Annotated in this window: 13 protein-coding genes; 5 read left to right on the top strand and 8 right to left on the bottom strand. The window is 43.3% G+C overall.

Annotated features, from left to right (window positions below):
- Positions 1 to 1,150: 1,150 nt before the first annotated feature.
- Together BFS05_RS01795 and BFS05_RS01790 are read left to right on the top strand one after the other, a co-directional pair.
- Entirely contained in the window at positions 1,151 to 1,516 is a 366-nt protein-coding gene (locus BFS05_RS01795) for a hypothetical protein (RefSeq protein ID WP_146026724.1), read from the top strand.
- A gap of 180 nt (positions 1,517 to 1,696) precedes the next feature.
- Complete coding sequence (locus tag BFS05_RS01790) at positions 1,697 to 2,716, top strand: hypothetical protein (protein ID WP_103084323.1); 1,020 nt, start codon at positions 1,697 to 1,699, stop codon at positions 2,714 to 2,716.
- 113 nt (positions 2,717 to 2,829) lie between these two features.
- Here BFS05_RS01790 and BFS05_RS01785 read toward each other — a convergent pair whose 3' ends face one another.
- The 3 genes from BFS05_RS01785 to BFS05_RS01775 form a co-directional block, all read right to left on the bottom strand.
- Positions 2,830 to 3,867, bottom strand: a complete 1,038-nt coding sequence (locus BFS05_RS01785) for a class C sortase (RefSeq protein ID WP_103084322.1) — start codon at positions 3,865 to 3,867, stop codon at positions 2,830 to 2,832.
- 642 nt (positions 3,868 to 4,509) lie between these two features.
- Positions 4,510 to 6,495, bottom strand: coding sequence for a SpaH/EbpB family LPXTG-anchored major pilin (locus BFS05_RS01780; RefSeq protein WP_103084321.1), 1,986 nt, complete (start codon positions 6,493 to 6,495; stop codon positions 4,510 to 4,512).
- A 242-nt stretch (positions 6,496 to 6,737) separates the two neighbouring features.
- Positions 6,738 to 9,242 carry a hypothetical protein gene (locus tag BFS05_RS01775; protein WP_103084320.1) on the bottom strand — a complete coding sequence of 835 codons (2,505 nt, stop codon included), beginning with the start codon at positions 9,240 to 9,242 and terminating at the stop codon, positions 6,738 to 6,740.
- 1,098 nt (positions 9,243 to 10,340) lie between these two features.
- Between BFS05_RS01775 and BFS05_RS01765 the strand changes: the two genes are divergently transcribed.
- Both BFS05_RS01765 and rpiA read left to right on the top strand, forming a co-directional pair.
- Positions 10,341 to 11,414 carry a ribonuclease H family protein gene (locus BFS05_RS01765; RefSeq protein ID WP_103084318.1) on the top strand — a complete coding sequence of 358 codons (1,074 nt, stop codon included), beginning with the start codon at positions 10,341 to 10,343 and terminating at the stop codon, positions 11,412 to 11,414.
- Between the two features lie 207 nt (positions 11,415 to 11,621).
- Positions 11,622 to 12,320, top strand: coding sequence for a ribose-5-phosphate isomerase RpiA (rpiA, locus tag BFS05_RS01760; RefSeq protein WP_004105437.1), 699 nt, complete (start codon positions 11,622 to 11,624; stop codon positions 12,318 to 12,320).
- 344 nt (positions 12,321 to 12,664) lie between these two features.
- Here rpiA and BFS05_RS01755 read toward each other — a convergent pair whose 3' ends face one another.
- On the bottom strand, positions 12,665 to 12,754 hold the full coding sequence (locus BFS05_RS01755) for a 30S ribosomal protein bS22 (RefSeq protein ID WP_004268639.1): 90 nt from the start codon (positions 12,752 to 12,754) through the stop codon (positions 12,665 to 12,667).
- A gap of 259 nt (positions 12,755 to 13,013) precedes the next feature.
- Positions 13,014 to 13,628 (bottom strand): hypothetical protein, encoded by a 615-nt coding sequence (locus BFS05_RS01750; protein WP_103084317.1) that lies wholly within the window; start codon positions 13,626 to 13,628, stop codon positions 13,014 to 13,016.
- Between the two features lie 87 nt (positions 13,629 to 13,715).
- On the opposite strand from BFS05_RS01750, the gene radA reads away from it, so the two are divergent.
- Positions 13,716 to 15,239, top strand: coding sequence for a DNA repair protein RadA (gene radA / locus BFS05_RS01745; RefSeq protein ID WP_103084316.1), 1,524 nt, complete (start codon positions 13,716 to 13,718; stop codon positions 15,237 to 15,239).
- Positions 15,240 to 15,400: 161 nt separating this feature from the next.
- Here the strand turns inward: radA and BFS05_RS01740 are convergent, their stop codons facing one another.
- The 3 genes from BFS05_RS01740 to rbfA form a co-directional block, all read right to left on the bottom strand.
- Entirely contained in the window at positions 15,401 to 16,771 is a 1,371-nt protein-coding gene (locus BFS05_RS01740; protein WP_103084315.1) for a riboflavin kinase, read from the bottom strand.
- Between the two features lie 76 nt (positions 16,772 to 16,847).
- A complete protein-coding gene (locus tag BFS05_RS07190) occupies positions 16,848 to 18,350 on the bottom strand; it encodes a tRNA pseudouridine synthase B (RefSeq protein WP_103084314.1) in 1,503 nt (500 codons plus the stop codon).
- A gap of 319 nt (positions 18,351 to 18,669) precedes the next feature.
- On the bottom strand, positions 18,670 to 19,254 hold the full coding sequence (gene rbfA, locus BFS05_RS01730; protein ID WP_103084313.1) for a 30S ribosome-binding factor RbfA: 585 nt from the start codon (positions 19,252 to 19,254) through the stop codon (positions 18,670 to 18,672).
- Positions 19,255 to 19,256: the final 2 nt, after the last annotated feature.

The raw sequence follows: 19,256 nt of genomic DNA, 5'->3' as shown, positions 1-19,256 counted from the left end.
ATCTGACGGCGTGAACTACGGGATGCTGGGTGGGGGTATGTTTGAGGTGCTGTTTGGCGGATGGATGTTTGATGCGATGTTTGGCGGAGGTATGTTTGGCGTACTATTGGGTTGTCTGAAGTTTGAGATGATGTCGAGAGCGATGTCAAGTTAGATGAAGTTTGAGATGATGTCGAGAGTGATGTTGCGCACTCTGCTTGAGGCGAGGCGGATACGCTTAAATCTTGGGATACGCGAGAGAAAAAACTAGCAACGAACGACGCGAATACGCGGAACTTAGCTGGTAGCATTCTCTCACCTTTCTAACTCACCATTGCGCAAAATACGCAGTCTAATCCAACTAACGTGACAACTACAGATAGTGAGCATAACATACCTGTATCCCCTATATGAAATTGCACTTACTGGTAAAAGGCCTCTAATGCCTATACCCCCACAATAGCGAGAAATCTCAAGTAATCTATGCGAATTTTGTACATCTTGAAAAAATTTGCCAAATAACCAATATAATTTTAAAAAATATGAAACAACGCTGTTTTTTCAGAAGATTTTTAACAAATTAAATGTTTATTTTCTATGCTTGTCATGTCTTAAATATATGAAAAAAATACGATATATTGTTATAATGTATTTACAATTCCACTATATATTGTGATTATTATCACACTAGTACACGCCGAAAAAACTTCATTTTTGCACAGCATCTATCACTCATCAACTGAGCCTAAGTAAACAAAAGCAAGAACCTACTCTTGCATTTGTTTACTTCTCCCCGACTTTGTTTACCAACACGCACACTAAGTAAACAAAACCAAGAACACTACCCCGAAATTGTTTACTTATCAGGCATATAAGTCCACAAAACTAAGCGCGACGAAAAACAAAATCGCCACAAAACCATAAACAAAATCCGATGCAAAAATACGCGAAATAAGCATGGAATATATAGGAATCGCGTAGTAGCATTTATAAAATAATCCACTGATCAATTAATAGAGAGCAAAGAGAGAACAAAATGAATAATGATTATTTGGGAATCATTGCAGTCATTATTATCGTCGTAATGTTTATTCTCGCAGGTTTATATAGGGCATACAAATTTAACGAGCTCAAATCAGAAGGTAAGATTATAAAACGCAAGAATAATTTCATGAAATACACAGAAGTATTCATATTAAAAGCTATGCCATTTGAAGATATTTGCGATGCAATCGTGAACGCTGAATACTACGGCACAGCCAAAGTCTATGGAAGTACTCTACTTGGTTCTATTACGGTTGAAGGCAATAATTGGCTTGGGGCATTTTCGCCGGTTGACTTAGACGAGCCTATTTACAACGATGGTAAATTAATGCAGGCTTATCAGTTTGCGTTCTTGCAATGGAACCCTAGAGGATCAAATAGCTTTGATATGAATATTGCTTTGACGGCCTTGGAGAAGACGCTGTTGCACTTGGATCCAATGACGCAGGTGGCAATAAAGCGCAACTCAGTGAACACAAAAACGGAATTCTAAAATTCACAAATCCAAAAATTCTAAGATTCCTAAATTTCAAGATTCTAAGATTCCTAAAATCAACGAATCCTAAAATTCTCCGAATACTTATATAAGCAGAATACTTAAATTCACAAATAATGAAATTCACAAATCATAAAATCGTCGAATCATTAAATAATAAAATTTAAGGAGCTTCAAATGAATGATAATCAAGGACTGGGCGTAATTGCTGTTATTGGATTAGTTATAGCTCTTATTGCCATAAGGTATATTCTCTCGTATTTGGTTAATTTTCTATTCAACAAAGGTAGCGATGTTATTTCGAATGGAATAGCACAAGTTCGCGGCGAGATGGAGCTTTCCGATTTCGAATATCTCGCAAACTGGTATGCCGACATGTACGACGTAAGATACGTTGACGCTGAAAATGGCGATAACGCGTATAATCCGAATCAGCCTTACGTGAATCCAAATAATACGAATCCGACTTATGTTGATCCTAACTACGTGGATCCGAACAACACAATCACAAGCGGTACGAACGCTGACACAAACTCAAACGCGGACACAAACGCAAATAATGCAAATCCGACTTACGTGGATCCAAACTATGTAGATCCAAATTATGTAGACCCAAGCGCGAACACAAACGACGCAAATAACGCAAATACGCCTTACGTGGATCCGAATTACGTAGACCCTAACTATGTAGACCCGAACTACATGAATCAGAATAACCAGAATTGGAACAGCCAAAACTACGAATATTCAAATCAGAACTACAATAACTACAATAACTACAATTATTCAAACGATCAAAACTACGCAAATCAAGGTTACGTGGATCCGAATTATGTAGACCCTAATTACGCAGGCGAAAATTACACGAATCAAGGTTACGTGGATCCTAACTACGTTGATCCATACTATCAGAATCCGAACTACACAAATGCAAATGCACAATATGTAGACCCAAATTATGTGGATCCAAACTATCAGAATCCAAACTACACAAATGCACAATATGTGGATCCGAACTACGTAGACCCAAACTATCAGAATCCGACTTATGTAGACCCGAATTACGTAGATCCGAATAGTCAGAATTATAACTATCCGAATAACCAGAACTACTCAAATTATCCGGATAACAACCCAAACTATCCGAACTATCCGAACAATTACCCAAATAATCCGAATTACCCAAATTACAACTAGTATTATTGCATAAAATACAGTTTGAAAATGGAACATGGGTGCAACCGCGCATACACACCTGAGCGCAGCCGCATCACAACATTCGATTGCACACAACCGCGCTATAGCCAGCGTTAGTTTAAATGCCTTCCATGCGGCGCAATATTCTTACGATGCATGCGGACCGCGGCAATAATCATCGTGGCAAGGATTACGAAACACCCTATAAGCGCGAGCACGAACATCGTCATCCAAAGCGGCCACTGCAACTTGTCCCCCGGAGCAGAAACAGGATCCGGTAGCACGCGATACCCAGTAACAAGCAGCCTCTGCGTATTCACACCATACGGAGTACACGTAAGCAGCGTCGCCAAATCGCGCCCCTTCTCACGTTGAAGCAACCTAATATCATGCGGATCAACCACGCTAATGCGGAACACCTTGTAACGCAGCGTCCCCCCCTGAACGTCAAAGTAGAAGAAATCACCCTTCTTCAACTCCACTAAATCATCAAACATGGTCGCATTAGGCAAACCAGTATGCGCTGTAACCACCGAGTGACGAGTTTTACCACCAACCGGCAAATCCGTGCCATACAAGTGCCCAGCGCCATATGCCAAAACCTCCTGCGAACTACCGTGATAAATCGGCAGCTTAACGCCAATTTTCGGGATTTTTACGATACCCATAATCCCCATCGGCTCATCCAACTGCTTCGCATAATCCTTATACTCCGGCGTCTTCATATAATCCGTCGTGCCATCATACGGATCAGCCGTAATAATCGACTTATGGCGCGCATTATAACGACGAGCCGCGTTCAAAATCTTCTCTCTAGCACTCGCAGTCTGCTTACGACTCAGCCGATCATAAGCCACAGAAACTTCCTTCGACACCTTGTTATTCCACAACGTTGACACAACCGGGTACGTGAAGCACAAAATTGCTGCAATCGCGAGAATAATTGGCTCGAGCGTGCGACGTAGTTTGGATTTGGGTTTTTTGGCTGGTTTTGCTGCGGGTTTTGTTGCAGATGAGGCTGCGGTTGACTCGGGAACTTGGGTTGGAGTTGATGCGGTTTCAGTAGTTGCGTCTATTGCTTGAGCTGCAGATTTTGCTTTGTTCTGCTTGAAGAAAGCATATACTTTCGTAACAACATCGTTTAATTTCATGCTTCCTCATTTCGTTGGTTTATATAGTTTAGATTTAAAGTTCGGGTTGGGATGGTGTGACGAATAAGGATTACTAACGCGACGACCTGCTTGAGCGTTTAAAGCTTCTGTCTAATGTTGCTGAGCTCTCGGAGTTTCTATCATCGCAGGCGCTTTGACTGAGCTTGAAATTGCATAAGGCATTTCAAACTCCTTCAAAGCGTGATTTGGCTCAAATGTAAAGTCCAGTGGACTTTACATGCCAAATCAGCCGAACGGCAATTAGCCGTGAGGAATAGTGCGCTTTCAACGCAAGCGAGGCATGACTCTGGCTGTGAGGGATAAGGGTTACTTGTCTCGCAGACGTTACGCTCTCGTGAGGTACATGGTTTTTATGCTTGTGCTACTAGTGTTTGGACTCTTAATTAAGTTTTGATTCCTAATAGGATTGGATTATGTGGAAATTTATTTAGAATCGCTCCACTCTTATATTGCTCGACCAAGCAATCCTTATCCCTCACTGCTACTTGGTAGCACGCATAAGAAAGTGCATGTGCAAAAATCTCAAATCTCTGCCACACAAATATGAGTCTAGGATTTAGTTAAGTAAACCCTAGACTCACACTTTGCTATTAGACTACAAGACCAGCTTTAAAAAGCGGATCAAGCGTTCTGCTGCTGTTCTTCTTCCTTGCGATTGCGCACGTACATAATCACGCTCGCAACAATAAGAACCATGCCCACGACAGCGAAAATCAGCACGCCGTAAGCACCTGTTGCAGGAAGATTGAACCAGAAGCTCTTGCCGTTGTCGCCACCCTTAAGTGGGAAGTCCTCAAACGGCTCAGTCGTAGTCTTATCTTTCTCAACAGTCACAGCGTGGACTACAGGAGAAAGCGCATAACCCGTAGGAGCTTTAACCTCAACAAGATAAACCGGCTCACCAGCGCGAGTCTTGTACGGAGTCGCGAAGTTACCGCTATCATTTGTTGTAGCAGTCTGTACGCCAGTAGTAGCAGCGCCAGCAGCAGGTTGTGCACCAGCTGCAGCAGTACCACCAATAGTTGAAGCAGCCTTGCACTCTTTAACATTGTCTGCTTTCTTGGTAGGATCTGTTAATTTTTTAGCACAAGCATCAGCCTTATCTTTATCAGCAAAAATCCTGAACTCAGCATTTTCAAGCGGCTTCTCTTCATTACCTTCCTTATAGAACTTACGCACCTGAAGGTAGCCAAAATCAATAGTCGCTTTAGAATGCTCATTATCAGGAATGATTGGCGGCAGGTCGCTCTCATTACTCTCATGAGCCTGGAAGAAGCCGGACTTGTTTACAATCTCGTTCTTGCCGTTTTGCTCTGTTGAAGTTGAATCCGTAGGAGGGTTGCCACCTTGGTAATCAGCATTAAGATCAAACTCAAGATCAACCGTAACCTTAGGTGCTTCTTCGTTTTCCTTAACATTATTCAAAGCATTAGCAATCTTACCTAAGCCAGCATCTGTAAATGTCACAAGAATACGAGTGTGACCAGTAACAAGATCCTTACCTTCAGCAGTAGAACTATCAGTTACTAAAGTAACTTTGTAATCTTTCTCTTCAGTGGCAGTAGATTTGTCAAGAGTTGTTGTGCCAATCTTCACAGTCTTCACAGCATCAGCAAGAGTTGGATCAGTTGTTGCGCCAGCAGCCTTTTTCACTGTCAAAGCAGCGGTTGGAGCATCATCGAAGACCTTATAACCCTGAAGATTAGCAGCAGTCAACTTACCATCTTTAGGCTTAGCTTTGTTCACTTCTGCAGTAATCGTAAATGGCACTTTATCCTTAACGCTAGCGAACTTAGTCTTATCGTAAACCTTCTGAATAGTAGTCGAGAGATCCTTGTTCTTCGGCTTCACAACAGGATTGTAGTTATACGAAACAGTCGTAGTAGTCTTACCACCATGCTCTGTTGTAGTGTACTCTGGCAAAGGAAGCGTCATATAGAAGGATTGCAAATCAGAAACACCATAGCCCTTAGGTGCGCTAGTTTCCTCAACCTTATACAAGCCAAGATCAATAGGAGCATCCTTAGTACCAAACTTGGCTATACCATTTTCACCAGTGGTCTGCGTAGCGCTATTAGCATCAAGCTTGACTTCTGCACCATCACCACTATCTGTAATAGTGTGATCATTCAACTTAGTAACAAGCTTTGCAATCTTCTGCCAAGACTCAAAAGACTTAAGATCCAAAGGAACATCTACTTTAGTTATTGCACCTTGCTCGCCTTTTTGCTCTTCTTTAATTTCAGTTACCTTAGTCAATTTGAAAGTAGCATCTTTAAGCGGATTAAAACCAGCAGTGCAAGAAACCGCTTTTCCCTGAGGAACATGCTTCCCACCACCTCTAGTAGAAGTAGCAGAAGTAGTAGAAGAAGGAGTAGAAGGAGTTTTAGCGTCCTTATCCTTCACGCACTTAAGAATGGTTATAGTACCCTTACCTGGAGCACCCTTCTCCCACGGAGCCGGAGCAGGTCTAGCCGGTGGTCCCTGTAACTGATTAGGACTACCCCATGCAACGCCAGCCATTGTTACAGCGCCGGCGACGCACAGCGTGCCAGCCATCGCAAGCGACGCCACCGCCGCCACGAATTTATTAGTGAACTTTTTCATGTTCACCCCTTTCATTGCTTTTTACAGCAAGTAGAAAATTGATTTGCATTTATCATGCTCATACGAGTAAAGTTTTAAAATTTTTGGCATTTACCTTGTGTTATCACGCTCCCGAATCCCGAAAGACTGCGCGATAAAACAATACGCAATAAAACAATGCGCGAAACAGGAATGCTTTATGCGCAAATGCGTACGTAATCGCCTTATGCGCAGCACGGCGAGTAAATGCATATACAATTGCTTTATACGTGATTGCATAAGCCTCGCCACCTTCCCAAAATTAATTTGCGACCGCGCTCACTTTGACTTACCACAAAGCCAGCAGCCAGCAGATTCACCAACAGCGATGCAAGAATACCAAGCTGCAAATTCCAACTCTGACCGCCCGTTTGCGGCAAAGTAAAATTACTCACCGAATCAATATTGAACATAAAAGCAGCAAAATCCTTGTTTTCTTTAAACGCCGTAGGCTTAGCAAAAGTTAGCGCAGATTTTATTGAATCAGGAGTTAAGCTGTCAGATTTAGTATTTTTTATTGCATCATCAAACGTTTTAAGTGCATCAGGCTTTAGCGCGTACACAACGCACTGGTAATTGCCAACCTCAGTCGGCTTTATGCTCACTTCCATATCAGTTCGCGCAGCCACATTCGTTTTAGGATCAGCAGACGCGCAAGTCTTCTCGCCTTCTTTATCAGAGTGGCACGTATTTTGATTATCATCCTCAGGCACACTCAGCCCAAGCTCGGCAAGATTGCTACTCCAAGTAGTTTCAGAAGATTGCGACGGTTTAGAAAGATTATTAGCTTGCGAACCAGCGTCAGTATTAGCGCTATTCGAGCCAGTACCGCTATTACCTCCATTTGAGCCACTTCCAGCAGAACCACTTTCAGTCGAGCCAGTACTACCAGTCGAAGCAGTGCCACTTCCACCAGCAGCATTATTCTTCTTCTCGCCTTTGCACAGCACGCGCAACGTAATCTTATTCTTGCTATCCGCCGCAGAAGTAGCATCAATAAACGGCTTAAGCTCCATACCGAGCATCGCAGAAATCTTGTTATTGTCGCTCGTCAACGCATTAGAGCCCTTAAAAGGATAAACATTAAGCGCAAGCTTATCATCATTTCCAAACTGGATTGTTATCTTCTTATAATCCCAATCGATAGTTTTTGTAATATCGTTGCTATTAGTCCACATACCACTATTATCAGCCATATTGCTTTCTGGATCAGCAAACAACTTCGCAAGCATAGATCCGTCATTTTTAATTTTACTAACAAACTCGTCTGCAACCGTAGAATTTGACCCATGTTTATCATGATTCATGTTGTAAATTAACTTAGTATCCTTAATAGCAAACACTTTGCACTCAAAAGTTCCATCACCGCTCGGCTTGCCACTAATCAAGCTTTGAGAGCGCTCAGTATAGCTATCATTTTCATACACAGTTTTATCAGGTCTGTCCTGATTTTCCTTATGCTTAAACTGAGTTTGCGTACCTAGACTCAAACCATTAACACTGTCTACCGTATAATCAGTACTGCCACTTTTATGGCAAATCATATGGTGATAAATAAAACCAGGCTCTTTTGCGGATTGAGAATCAATAAAAATAGGTATAATTCCGCTATATTTGCCATCTTCGCCTGATTTAAAAGTTATTCCAGTTTTATCGTCTATTTCTGAACGCGGTGAAGTTGGATCAGAATTCTCATGATTGTAAACATTAAGTGTTAAATCACCACTATCAGATCTGGCAATTTTTACACTTATATTAACAATTTTTTTATCTCTATCAGTGCGGTATATAACAATTTTAAATTTATGATCACCGCGATTCCATTTGCCTGGGCGCAAAGTCACAGAACCGTCAAAGTCTTTTTTATCGTTACTAGTATCCTTAACTTTAGTGGCACCATTATCTTTTTCAAAATTCGCCCAACTTGGTGCAGGATATTCACCATCTTTTTCTAACTTAAACCACAAGCCGTCTTCTAGCTTAAAGGTTGGATTTCTCCCAGGTCTTAATTTGAACTCTGGAGTAATAGTTCTAGTTCCACCACGCTTTATTAAAATAGTCTTACCATTATCGACAGTAGGACTACCAATATCGTAGCTAATACTGTAGCATTTACCTAATTCTTTACACTCCTTCGGTTTTCTCGTACTTCTTTCAGTGCCGTTAGCATTAGCTTTCGCAGAATTAACATCTTTCTTTTGGACATCTTTAGCGTTTTTCTTTACATCAGAATCAGTCGACTTAGCCTTATCAACACCATTGTTACCAGCATTCGGCTGCTTTTCAACAGACTTCGATTCCTTATTATTAGTTAAAGTGCTTGAAGAGCCAGTATCTTTCTTATCAGGCTCAGTATTAATAGATTTGCTCTGCTTAGGATTCTGCTTCTCATCCTCACTCTTAGCAGAATCAGACTTAGCACCACCAGTACTCTCAGTAACAGTAGTATTTGAGCCAGCGCTTAAAGCAGAAGTTGGAGCAATCACAAAAGTAGCAAGCAACGTTGCAGATGCTACAAATAACGAAAGTAACGCTCGACTCGTGCACGAACCACACGCTTTTCGAGACGCATTTTTGGATGATTTTACGAACGCGTTTTTGGACGCGTTTGAGCGCAAAGCGGCGCAAGAAGCCTTTTTAGACTCTCTTGCAACGCCAGAGTCAATGTGACGAGCAACAAAATCTCTAATCGCCCGCCAAACTTTTAATAAAACCTTCTGAATATTCATAAATATTCCAACATTCCTTTAACTACTCTATATATACGCTCCCTGGCCTCGCACAATAAATAAAGGATAAAGGTAATGTCTTTACTGCAAGCACAGCCATGAAAACTGTTAAACAGTACGATCAAAACCCCATGTAATGTACAGCTGTAAGCATACCCCCCCCCCATGGTGAAATTCAAGCAAAATCCATGAATTTGACAATCTTTTTGAAAACCACTATTTTCTATGAAAATAATCATGAAATACGTTAAAAATATTCAAAACAACACACATTTTTAGAATATTTTACCGTGGACGATTTTACTTCTGTAATCTCCAGGCGTGTCGCAAACCACAATATAACAACACTCAACCATCCCCCAGCTACTAAATACAGTGATTTATTGCGTATCCACGCACCTCTATCCATTAGCCATTAACTCAGAAAATGAAACTGCACCAGTGTCCAAAGGCAAGCAAAATCCGACCCTCGCGCAGTTTTATTTCTGCATGAGTGTCCCCAAAGTGCAGCGTACTGTACTTCTATTAGTTAGGCAGAGATTTGAGATTTTTCGCCCTGAATGAGATGAACCTCAGCACGAAGTGGTGATTCATCGAATGAAGAAGAAAAATTGAAAAATCTCGGTGATTAACCGAAGATTAAAAGACTAAACATGCCAAGAGCTGTCGAAGTTTCTCTTAGAGCAATGTAAAAATCTTGCGATGAGAGAAACTCCGAGAGCTCAGCAACACTGCATAGGAAAATTATAAAATTCTGTACTGTACGAGAGCGTAACGTCTATCCTCACGGCTAATTGCCGCTCGGCTGAGCTTGCGTTGAAAGCGCACTGTGCTTTCAACCTTGAGCAAGCTCACGCTCCGAATTGCTTTTGCACACTACGTTCTAAGTGCAAAAGCAGGTCGTCGCGCTAGTAATCCTCATCCCTCACCGCCTGAATCATATCCTCGCTTGCGTTGAAAGCGCACTGTGCTTTCAACCCTGAGCAAGCTCGGCGCTCCGAGTTGCCTTCGCGCGCTAAATCGCAACGCTCAGGCAGGTCGTAACGCGCATCGCGATACTATAGAATTGCACGTATAGATACTTTCGAAAGGTTCGCCATGATTGTTGTTTCTACTGATGGTTCCGCGCTCGGAAACCCAAACGGCTCAATGGGTTGGGCTTGGGCAGATCACACCGATGCGTCTGGCAACGCACCCGAACACCATCACACTGGAAACGCAGATGCCGGCGGAGCCACTAACGGCACGAATCAAATCGGCGAATTATGCGCGGTTCTGGAAGCTTTGCGAGCGCATCCCGGAAGCGAGCCGCTAACAATCGAAAGCGATTCGCAATACGCCATAAACTGCGCGACTACGTGGATTCACGGCTGGAAGAAGAACGGTTGGAAGAACTCCAAAAACGAGCCTGTGAAAAATGCCGAGCTGATTCGCGCAATCGACGCGGAAATTACTAAGCGCGAAGGTGCCGTAAAATTCGTGTGGGTTAAGGGGCACGCTGGAAACGCCGGCAACGAGAAGGTTGATACTTTGGCGCATGGGTACGCTGAGGATTGTCGCGATGGTTTGAAGGTCGGCTATTTGCCTTTAGAAGGCTGGAAGTCGCTGCTTTCTTCTTCTTACGCGAGTGGAACTGATATCCCCGACGACGCGCATCTTCTTCTCGATAATAAAATTTCGAGCGCGGAATATCACAAAAATCGCACTGTAGGATCGGATACGAATCCTGATTTTCTTTTAACTAATAAAAATACAGAGGATAGCGATACTGCAGAAAGCGATAATACAGCTATCGATACTACAGATAAATCGCCTATCGAAAATAAAGATAGCTCGCCTATCGAAAATAAACGCGATAGCGAAACTACAGACTCTACGGATAGCGAAACTACAGCTATCGCACGAACACAATCCCCCGAAACACAGTCGTCTGAAACACAATCCCCCGAAACGAAATCTACACAAACACAATCCCAAGAAATTCTAAAATCCATACCAGGGCTAAGCGTATCGGGCGTACTTCAATTCACTCCACCGCCAAATACCAGCCCAACTTTTAACGGTGAGGCGCGTTATATATCCGGCACCATAAACGTAAGCGGATACGTGCAGCCCGACGGCACGCTACGATTGGACCCTACATCTTTTTATATCCGCACAACTTCCAAATAGATAAGACGAACGGCGAACTAACAAAGAACTAACAGAGAACTAACCTAAAACTAGCAGCAAGAACCCAAATATCTAAAAATCAGCCTAGAGACTAATATTATACGTGTACATGATGTGTACGCGAGCGCATATAACATGCCTCTCCCGCAATAGCGATGGAAGTTCATCGGCGAACTCGGGAATAACAAAAACAAGAAAGCAGGAATAATGGATAAAGCACAACAAGACGCGCTTAAAAAGGCAGCAGGCATTGAGGCCGCAAAGATTGTAAAGAATGGAATGATGGTTGGTCTTGGCACCGGCTCTACAGTGCGCTTCTTGGTTGACGAGCTTGGCCGCAGAGTTAAGGAAGAAGGCTTGAGCTTCACGGGAGTCACCACTTCTCGTCGCACGCAAGAGCAGGCAGAAGGCTACGGCATTAAGATTCTCGACATTAACGAAGTGGATCACATTGACGTTACAATCGATGGTTCTGACGAAGTTGACAAGAATTTCAACGGTATTAAGGGCGGCGGCGCGGCACTTCTTTGGGAAAAGATTGTGGCTATTAACTCCGACCGCATTGTGTGGATTGTTGACGCAAGCAAGGTAGTTGATACGATTGGCAAGTTCCCACTTCCTGTTGAGGTGATTCCGTTTGGCTCCGCGCAGGTGATTCGTAAGTTCGAAAAGCGCGGATATAAGCCAGTTTTGCGTCTTGATGCGGATGGCAAGGAAGTGCGCACCGACGAGAACAACTTCGTGGTTGATTTGCATATGGAGCGCATTGAGCATCCGCAGGAGTTGGCGAAGGATTTGATTGAGACTGTTGGCGTTGTGGAGCACGGCCTGTTCTTGAACATGGTTGACACCGTGATTGTTGGCGATCCAAACGGTCCGCGCACTCTTACGAACCCAAATAAGTAACGCAAAAACCTTACGAATAGAGTCCGCAAACGCGGGCTCTATTTTTTATTACTGCACGAGTGTCCAGAAAAAGGGGTACATATCAGGTACCTAAGTAAACAAAACCAAGAACACCTCCCCGATTTTGTTTACCAACACGCACTCTAAGTAAACAAAACCAAGAACACCTCCTCGAATTTGTTTACTTACACACCACATAAGTAAACAAAACCAAGAACACCTCCCCGAATTTGTTTACTTATGGAGAGTATTAAAGCGAAAACAAAAAAGCGCCGGAAATCCGACGCTTCAAAAAGTCTTACGTGCCTAAACGTTCAGACACGCATCAACGCATAGCAAGAAAATTACTTGCGCTGGTGACGAGTCTTACGCAGCAGTTTGCGGTGCTTCTTCTTGCTCATCCGCTTGCGGCGCTTCTTGATGACAGAACCCATCTGAAGCCTCCATTCCTATGTAAAGTGTGCAACTTGCCTAATGTTACACCGTTTTGACGACTTTCGCACACTATATCAAATAATTCCCAAATACAACACGCGCAAAACGCTAAAACATAGCTAAACAACGGCTAAAACACAGCTAAGTAACATTTAATCTGCATCTAAACTTAGCCCATCAAAACGCTTAGCTAATCACATCTTAGCCCATCAAAACGCTTAGCAAATCAAAACGCTTAGCTAATCAAAGCTTAGCGCATCACATCGGGAAACTACGATAGAATCGCTCAACCGACTGCTTAGAACCAGATGCCTGGAACACAGCAGTATCATTTTGCCAAATAACAGTTGCCTGATTCTTATCCTCTTCCGAAGTGCGCACAATATAGCTACCGGTAGTTTTGCCTGAAACTTGAATCTTTCCCGAAGCCAAATCATCGCCCTTCAAGCCTGAAGCCAAAACCTCGTACTGCTTATTTGCCGCATCCTTAGTCGGCCATTGCGCAACAATAACCGAAATATCAGCGCCAGATTCGCCCGTAGAATACTTAACGGTGTATTCCTCTAATGGCGCCGCAGAAGTCCACGTAGCACTCGCCGAAGCATCCACCCTTGCAAAGTCAAGGACGCTATCCGGCATTGCTTTCAAAAGCGCAGTAGCGTTAGTAGGAAGCTTTTTTGCCGGAATAGATGGAGTTTTTGGCAACGCAACAGCATGATTTGAACGCTGAGTAGACGAATGATTCAAAGCCCATCCTGGCCACACAAAAGCCGAAAGAAACGCGAGGATAACAATACAACCAGCAGATGCTAAAACAATAAACAATCCACGGTGAGAATGAGGAGTAATACTCGAATTGCTACTATATGACATGTCTGTATTATCGCACAGTGCGATGACGGCAATTCGCGATAAACCGCTAGCCCAAAAAATGTCTAGAAAGCCATATAGCGTCTAAGCATGGCTGCAAAATCTACTACTAATTATCTCTGCTCTGAATGCGGTTGGAGCGGATTAAAATGGTATGGCCGCTGCCCGGAGTGCGGAGAATGGGGCACAGTTAACGAGTTTCACGAAGCGCGAGTTAGCGGATTATCTCGTACAACACGCGAAGCGCGGGCAATTGCACCAGCGCGAGCAACTGCATCCGCAAAATCTACGTCAACATCATACGTAGCATCGGCATTAGCGAAATCCAGAACAACAATAGCATCAACAACAGCGGCATCAACAGCCACAGCCACACCAGCATCATCAGCATCCACATCAGCATCCGCGCAGCCAATCACGCAAATTCACGCAGACGATAGCATGCGCATTCCAAGCGGATTTTCTGAATTCGATCGCGTTTTAGGCGGAGGATTAGTTCCAGGCTCAGTCACGTTAATAGCAGGAGAACCAGGAATAGGAAAATCCACTTTACTCCTCGAAACCGCTGGGAAAGTAGCTAAAAGATCGCAAGAAACAAAATCAAACCCAGTCTTATACATTTCTGGAGAAGAATCAGCCGCACAAGTTAAACTCAGAGCATCTAGGATTAACGCGCTAAACGACTACTTACTTTTAGCGTCAACAACTAATCTCGACACCGTGCTTTCGCTTATAGAACAATATCAGCCAACGTTAGCAATAGTGGATTCCGCGCAAACAATCGTTTCCCAAGACGTAGACGGAATTACGGGCGGTTCCACGCAGGTTCGCGAAGTGGCGAGCGCACTGATTGACGTTGCAAAAGCGTACGAAATTCCAGTGCTTTTAGTAGGACACGTAACTAAGGATGGATCAATCGCAGGCCCTCGAACTTTGGAGCACTTGGTTGACACGGTTTGCCAGTTTGAAGGCGATAGTCAGACTGCTTTGCGCATGCTTAGAGCTGTTAAAAATCGTTTTGGACCGACAGACGAAGTTGGATGTTTCGATATGAGCGGCGAAGGTATTGAGGAAGTACCGGATCCTTCTGGACTGTTTTTGTCTTCCCAAGAAGCGCAAACTGAGGGAACTTGCGTAACGATGACTTTAGAAGGACACCGAAGCTTGCCTATAGAAATACAAGCGCTCGTAACTAATTCTGCACTGCCGACGCCTAGAAGAGCTGTTTCTGGAGCGGATAGCAACAGGATTGCTATGCTTACCGCAGTACTTTATAGGCACGGACACATAAACCTCTTGTCGCAGGATTTATATGTTTCCACGATTGCAGGTGCAGTGGCAAAAGAACCGGCTTGCGATCTTGCAATTGTTGCCGCTCTTGCTAGTGCTGCTAAAACTAAAGCTGTTAAAAGTAACACTTGCGCTATTGGAGAAATCAGCTTAAACGGACAAGTCCGCACAGCTCCAAGAATGGAACCAAGACTTCGTGAAGCCGCGAGACTTGGATATAAGCGAGCCATAATCTGCCCTATGCGTAAGAAGATAAGCGTACCGGGATTAGATATAATCGAGGTACATACAGTACGTGAAGCATTGCAAGCGCTCGGGTTGTGAGAAGTCTGAGATACGAATATCAGACTTCAGAAAACTCCATAAAACCAAGCAACCCTTCTTGCTTTTGTTTACCAACACGCCCAATAAGTAAACAAAACAAAGAACACTTACACGAATTTGTTTACTTAGAACGCATGTAAGTACACAAAATCAAGAACACTTCAGAATACTTCAGAATCAGCATCTGTAATAGCGCGAACGTTCTCAACGTCACGCTTAATCGTATCCTTCAACTCGTCAACAGAGCTAAAAGTATGCTGAGGGCGCAAGAAATTAGTGAATTCTAAGCATACTCGATGCCCATACAAGTCTTTCCACTCATCAGTTAAAGCATACGCCTCTACAGTATGTTCTTGAGGATTGGAACTATTGGAACTATTGGAATTATTGGAATTATTGGAATTATCGTAATTATTTGAATCATTCGACGAATCTCCAGCACCATCACCATTACCAGAACCAGCCCCATCTCCACCGGCGAAAGTAGGCTTAGATCCGATTGAAATAGCTGCCGGCCAACGCCACGGAGAACGCGCACCTAAATGCAATTCATCGCGACGAAGCAAGCTGGTAGTAGGAATAATATCTGAAGAATCATTCTCCTCAGTATCAGATCCGCCAACGCTACGCACAGCATCCGAATCTAAATCAATAAGCCAGCCAGCATAAACGCCATCAGCTGGAATATATCCTTCAATCGACTCACCTAAATTAGCTGTCGGATATCCAAGCTCACGACCGCGCTCATTTCCGTGAACAACAGTTCCCTCAACTCTATGCGGCTGACTTAAAACCTCACGAGCATCCTTCACTCGACCAGTCGCAAGCATCCAACGAACATTCGTAGAACTCCATGCGCGAACTTTTTTATTTGGAATTCCCTTGCTCCACGCGCGATATTCAGCCTTATTCATGCCTTCCGAAGGATCATGCGGCTCGCCATCTTCTTTAGGCTCTTCGCGCACAATAGGATCTGGAACGCGAACTTCTCCTGGACCGCAATCGTCAACAACAATCAACTCAAAAACGCCAGTCGCACTCGCAAGTTCTCCAATCGTATGAATATTACCAGCACGACGAGCTCCAAGCTCAGCATCCTTCCCAAGAACTAATGCGCGCATGCCAAGCTTTCCAACAAGTTGCCCTAAGAAGAATCTATAAGACTTAGCCGCGAAAGCTAGACTGTATCGAACTATAAGCACATGGTCAACGCCCAAATCAGACATAACACGCAAACGCTGACGTATACTGCTTAAAGCTTGATCATCAGCTGGGATATCGCTAGAAGAATCGCCAAAGTCATCATATTTGTCTGGATTTTTGTGAACAGTACTAGGACGAGGATTGAACATGATAACAACGGAAAAAGCGCCATTGCGATGAGCAATATCCACGGTTCTGCTGATTATTTCGCGATGCCCGCGGTGCATGCCATCAAATGCACCAATTGTAACAACTGACTTTTTTTCGGCGCTTAAGGTTGGCCAATTAATCATGCCGTTTGCATCTGGTCTAATATCTATGACCTTCATCATATTCCTGCTATCAAGTCCAATCTTTTACTCATCATGACTCTTACAAAATCCACATACAAAGTCACGACTATTTTCACTCAGCTTCTAGTTTACCAGCCTTCTGCTCTGCCGGAAATACCACAACAGGCTTGATTTTCCCACAATTGTCATTTTCCGCTGGTTCTACGATTGCAACAACGTCAACAACTACAGATTTTGAGTCAGAAGATCCGTTATATGCGTAAATATTACCAGATTTATTAGTAGAAGACTCACAAATATCGGATTTATTACTATTTTCGCTAATAGTTTTATCGACTTCCTCTACTGTATAAGTTAAAGCCGGATATTTTACTGCAGTTTGATTATTAGCTTCAGCCTGATTATTAGCTTCAGTCTGAGTCTGCTCGCAAGCCTGTGCATTAGCCTGAGTCTGCTCGCAAGCCTGCTCGCACAAGTCCAAATCCTGAGATTCATACTGCAAATATGGCTTCGAGAACAGCTCTAAATTAGGAACTTCGGCATCTTCAGGCAACTCGATAAAACGCCCAAAACGCAAATCTTCCGCTTGCGATTTATTAATGCAAACAATAGGAATCACGTATTTGGCGACCTGCAACATAGTTAAGCAATAGTGAGATATGCAAGGCGCACTTGAACATTTGTCAACAGAACCAGTCGCACCTGAACACGACGCACTTGAACATTTCGCACCGAAATCTTCCAAAGGAGCAGCCTTCAAGCGAGTTTGCAATACGCCATTTTTATCCGTAAACTCTTTAGATTTAGCGCAAAGCTTAAGAACTCGAGGATCGTCGACAGAGAAATAGCCAATATTAGTACGTCGTAATTGAACTAAATGACCGCCAACTCCAAGAATACGACCCAAATCGCGAGCCAACGCACGAATATACGTTCCACTAGAGCAAGTAATATTCGCGTGCACGTCAATCACCTTCGCTCCGCTTACGCCTTCAGCGACTTTTGCATCTAGAACAGAAAAATCATGAATAAAAATCTTCCTAGATTCTAAATGCACTTCCTGCCCCTCACGAGACAACTCATAAGCGCGTTTTCCGTTAACCTTAACAGCGGAATACGAAGTAGGAACTTGCATAATACTTCCAAGAAAATGCTTGGAAATTACGGATTGCAATTCTTCAATAAACGACGCACTATCAAACGACTCATAGTCAACCGAAGCGCCATCAACCGAAGCGCCATCAACCGAAGCTCTGCCAAAATACTTGCTTCTAAACGACACGCCCGATGCAGCTTCAGAAGATGCAAGATCATCCTCGAAAACTTCATTCGAGATAACATCTCCATCAGCATCATCGGTGGTAGTCGCCTCACCAAGACGAATAACCGTTTCGTAAGTCTTATTATGCCCAAGCAGATAATTAAGCAAACGAGTTGCACTCCCGAAACCGACAATCAACAAACCTGTTGCCATTGGATCAAGAGTTCCAGCGTGGCCTACACGCTTAGTGTGCAAAATGTAACGAACGCAATCAACTACGTCATGGCTTGTAACGCCTTGAGGCTTATCAACAAAAATAAAACCAGACTTTGGCATTTTCTCTCTCTTTAACATTTTTACGGCTTAATAAACTTAACCGACAGCGCGCCCTAAACGGTTAAACAACTCCAGCGTCTTAAACGATTTATATCACTTAAGACTCATGTCCATCTCGCTTAAGACGCCACTGTCAATAAGTTAATTAGTAAGAATCGGAAAAATTTCACGAATCTTAAGTTTTAGAAGAATCATACTACTTAAAGCGATAAAAATCATCACCTAAATCAGAAAATTTTTCAGATTAATCCTAAAACCCGGATTTATCTGCTAAATCATCCGACAAATCATCCGACAAATCATCCACAAAATCGGATTAAGATTCTTCTAAATCATCCTATAACGATTCGTCCTCAGATTCGTCCTCAGAAGTAGCGTCATCCTCTAAAGATTCATCCTCTTCAGAATCCTTATCCTCTAAAGATTCGTCCACAGAATATTCATCTTCAGAATATTCATCATCCTCAGATGATTCCAAAGAGTCAACTTCTCGCGGCTTCTTATACGGATCGACATCCCCAGCATATTGAGCATTTTCACGCGCTTTAGCTAATTCTTCATCTCGTTTTCTAGCAGCAACAAGAATATCCTCAATTTCATGCGCTTCAGTTGGCACTTCGTCATAAATAAACTGCAATTGCGGCGTCAAACGCAAGCCAGCTTTAGCACCAACAAGCGAGCGAAGTCTACCGTGAGCCTGCTGCAAAGCCTGGGCTGCACGCTGACGCTCACCCTGTTCTTTTCCTTCGTGACCAAGTTGCGTCCAATAAACTTTCGCAATCTGCAAATCGTTCGTAACGCGCACTTCCGTAATAGTCACGCTAGAAAGACGCTTATCGTGCAAATGCGATTCCATATTAGACGCAATAACACGCTGGATTAACGCCGCTATTTTCGCAGCCCTAGGATTTGTTCCTGCCATAA

Origin of the sequence: Gardnerella coleohominis, assembly GCF_002896555.1 — a bacterium.
Taxonomy (GTDB): Bacteria; Actinomycetota; Actinomycetes; order Actinomycetales; family Bifidobacteriaceae; genus Bifidobacterium; species Bifidobacterium vaginale_F.
The sequence above is the reverse complement of the archived record's forward strand: the minus strand, read 5'-3'. Positions and strand labels throughout refer to the sequence as shown.